This is a genomic window from Moorena sp. SIO2C4 (assembly GCF_010672485.1).
GTDB classification, from domain to species: Bacteria; Cyanobacteriota; Cyanobacteriia; order Cyanobacteriales; family Coleofasciculaceae; genus Moorena; species Moorena producens.
On sequence record NZ_JAAHGN010000949.1, the window covers coordinates 1 to 3,007 of the forward strand.

2 protein-coding genes are annotated in these 3,007 nt (G+C 45.3%); both read right to left on the reverse strand.

The genetic code is table 11. The features are described from left to right. Window positions 1-145: 145 nt before the first annotated feature. On the reverse strand, window positions 146-1,117 hold the full coding sequence (gene hpnA / locus F6K20_RS31865) for a hopanoid-associated sugar epimerase (protein WP_287297422.1): 972 nt from the start codon (window positions 1,115-1,117) through the stop codon (window positions 146-148). 94 nt (window positions 1,118-1,211) lie between these two features. Next, window positions 1,212-3,007 (reverse strand): efflux RND transporter permease subunit (locus F6K20_RS31870; protein WP_287297424.1); only part of this gene is annotated, 1,796 nt, incomplete at its 5' end.

Here is a 3,007-nt window from a genome sequence, read left to right on the forward strand (position 1 = left end):
TAGAGATAAATAAACGGAACTGTGTTAACTTTTTTAAAGCTGCCAAAAGTCTATCTATTCCCTGTTCCCTGCTCCCTGCTCCGAACGCGCCCCGCGTGGCCTACGGCCTCAGTCCCTGCTCCCTGTTCCCAGATCCGCTGTTCCCTTACCTCAACCAATCAACAGCATCCTTGAGGGCTTTCCTAATCGAAGATTGGGGTAACCCTAACTCTCTCACCGCTTTCGAGGCATCGTAATACATCGGGTGTTGTGCCATCCGCACCCCATTGAGCGGAATAGAAGGGGTTTTGCCGAAAGCAGTTAACACGCACTCATCAATCCAAGCCATACTCAACGGTAGCCAGACCGGAACAGTTTTTTGAGGCGCACTCAATCCAGTAATTTCCCCAAGTTGCTCCAATAACGATTTGAAGGATAGATTTTGGTTACCTAAAATATAGCGATCGCCTTTTTTCCCCCGGTCTAACGCCAACAGGTGACCCTGAGCCACATCCCGCACATCAATAAAATTTAATCCCGTATCCAAATAAAACGGCATTTTCTGCTGTAAGAAGCGCACAATGATTTCTCCGGTAGGAGTTGGCTTAATATCCATTGGACCAATGGGAGCGCTAGGATTAACAATCACCACATCTTGACCAGATTCAGCTGCCTTGATCGCTTCCCGTTCAGCAAAAAACTTAGATTTTTTATAGTCACCCACCAATTTCTCTACAGGACTCTGATGGGTTTCATCCACAATTTCCCCAGGTTTACCCACACCAATAGCCGCTACTGAACTGGTGTAAACAGTGCGTTCAATCCCAGCTTTACCAGCACTTTGTAGCACATTACGGGTTCCCTCGACATTGTTACGATAGAGTAAATCTCGATCCGCTTGCCACAGGGAATAATGGGCAGCGACATGAAATAATACCTGACATCCCTGCATCAGTTGGCACAAGCCTGGATCGTTTAAGTCACCGATAACGACTTCTATATCTAGACCCTGGAGGTTATCGAGTTGGCTAGTAGGGCGCACCAGAGCTCGCACGGAGTATCCTGCTTCAAGTAGCGATCGCACAACATGAGCACCGATAAACCCTGTTCCTCCAGTGACGAAAGCTTTGATTGCCATTGACGCACGCTCCTCTGTTTCCCAATTCCTTATTGCTTATAGCACTACCAATTAAGGTGTTTGACATTTCTAAACTCTGAAACTTAGTCATAGCTTACTTCTGACTTCTGACTTCTGACTTCTGACTTGCGCGTAGCGCTATACCAGAAAATAATCCTACCCAGCAATCTTCCAGCAGACTATACAATACTGGTACAACAATCAAACTCAACAATGTAGACGTAAGCAATCCACCAATAATTGCCACAGCCATCGGTTGTCGCAATTCTGCTCCTGCGCCAAATCCCAATGCCAAGGGCAACATCCCCAAAATTGTCGAAGCAGTAGTCATTATAATCGGTCGCAAACGCACCACTCCCGTTTCCAGAATTGCTTCAGTGCGACTTAAACCACCTCGACGAAGTTGGTTAACATAATCCATCAGCAAAAGCGCATTTTTGTCAAGTAGTCCCAGCAAAAAAATTAGACCAATCAGGGAAATCATGCCAAAATCACTCTGGGTGATCAGAAGTGCCAGCATTGCTCCCACAATAGATAAGGGCAACGACAAGCCCACCACCATCGGTTCTAAGAATCGACCAAAAGGCAAAATCAGCACTAACAGCATACAGGTAACAGACAAGGTCAAGGTGCCAGCAAAACTCCCCAGCACATGACTACTCAGAGCCGAATCTCCCCACAGTTCTAACCTCACACCATCCGGTAAAACTGATTTGGCAAGCTTTACCACCTCCTCAGTAGCATCTCCCAACCTTTGACCCTGGTTAAGGCTAGCACGAACATAAACCCCTCGCTGACCATTAACATGCTCAATCTCAGTAATCCTATTCCCTCGATTATTTTGACCTGTTGCCTCTACATCCACTAATCCTGGTAATGTCTCAATCCGATTTTTGAGATCCGCAGCAGTATTGCCTAACATCTCTAAATCATCACCCAATAAAGCAACTTGAACTGGTTTTTGAGTAGGTAGTTCAATAAACTGAATATCTTCAACACTAGTAGTTACACCAGAGATCTTCGGCAAAGCAGCCCGCATTTTTTCCTGAACCTGAGCAGTAGTATATTGGCGATTACCTTTAAGTTTGACCTGAAGGTTACCTTTGTTCGGATCACCCTGTACCCCCACAACCGTATATACCGATTCCACTTCAGGGAAAGCCAGCACCGCTTCTTCCAACTGCTTAGCCACCTGCTCAGATTGCTTCAGTACCAATTGCATCCCACTGTTAATCGGAAATAGACCATTAAACCCTGACTTTGATACTTGTGGTTTTGATAGTTGTGGTTTTAGCTGCTCCCTAAGGTCTGGATTAGTATCTGAATTAGTATCTAAATTAGTATCTAAATTAGTATCTGAATTAGTATCTAAATTAGTATCTGAATTACTTAATTGCTTTGACTCCTCACTATTAGTATCAAACCCTCCCAAATTCAGAATCTTATTAATTAAATTACCAAATTGAGAGGCACTAGGGATCTGAGGCAACGGTGCTGTATAGGTAATCATAAATTCCCCTCGGTCTAGGGTAGGAATAAACCCCTGAGGAATTAGGGGAATCAGAGAAATCCCAGCCACAAAGCTCAATAACGCTAATCCCACTACAAATTTCCGATGCCCCAGGGACCAGCGCAGCAAATCAGGGTACTTAGGATTAAACCTCAACCAAAAGTCGAAAACTACTGTCGATAATTTTTCCCTGTTTACTGTTCCCGTCTTGATGCAATAGCGAGTGGGGGAAACCCCCAAGACCGCGCTGCATCGCTGTTCCCTATTCCCTGTTCCCTGTTCCCTTTTCCCCTGCCTAGGTTTAAGCCAATAAACCGCAAGAACTGGGCACAAGGTTCGAGCAACCAACAAAGAGGTAAGAACTGCTGCGGAAACCGTCA

Coding starts and splice junctions, on each gene's coding strand:
- hpnA (WP_287297422.1), bottom strand. CDS start 1,117: ATGGCAATCAAAGCTTTCGTCACTGGAGGAACAGGGTTTATCGGTGCT.